The organism is Candidatus Nanopusillus massiliensis, assembly GCF_920984865.1.
The window spans coordinates 185258-186173 of sequence record NZ_OV100765.1 but is presented as its reverse complement, the minus strand read 5'-3'; positions in this window follow the sequence as shown (position 1 = coordinate 186173).

The following is a 916-nucleotide window of genomic DNA, read 5'->3' as shown; positions in this document are numbered from 1 at the left end:
TATAGGAAATAATCAAACAAATAATATAAATGGACAAGATNNNATAATAATAAATGGAAAAAGGCCAATGAATATAATCTAATTTAGTAATTATTTTTTAATAAATTCTTCAGACNAGATTACTTAAAATATATATTAAAAAAAATTTTATAGATTATTATGATAGAATGTGTCTGAAATAAAAAATTATTACATGAATGAATATGTTATAAAAGAGACTTATTGATTATTCAAAAAATAGATGGATTGCCTTAGAATGAAATAGATTGGATCAAAGAGTATTTATAAGATATGATAAAGATAAAAATCCACTAAAAATTGAAAATGAGGATGAATACAAATCCTTATTTACAAAATTTTCTTATTTAAAATTTAGAACAATTTATGCNACAATAAATTTATATAATCAAATTTCTGAGGATAAATTAAAAGATAAAATAAAATAAAATAATGTATCAGCAATTTTTGATATTGATGGGACTATTAGAAGATTTTGATATAATAAAAAATGTTGCAGAAATAATTGTTTCATATTTAGAAAAATATAAAATATATAAATCTGTATATTTAAAATGGAGTGGAAGAGGAATACATGTACATATCAATGAAAAATCATTCTCAGAAACTATATTAAATAAATATCATCTATTAAATATTGCATTTGCAATTGTAGATTTTATATTAAAGAAAGCAAAGGATGATTTAGAAAAAGAAATATTAAAAGCAAGGGGAAAATCAAGAGAANNCAAAGTTGAAAATAAGATAGATATACAAAGAGTATTTACAGTACCTTTATCATTTCATAGATTTTTATTTTATGTATGTGTAGTATTTGATACCAAATGATATTCAAAATTTTGATTTATCATGGGCAAATTATAAGAATTTTAAACATAGTGAAAAATGGAGAGAATAT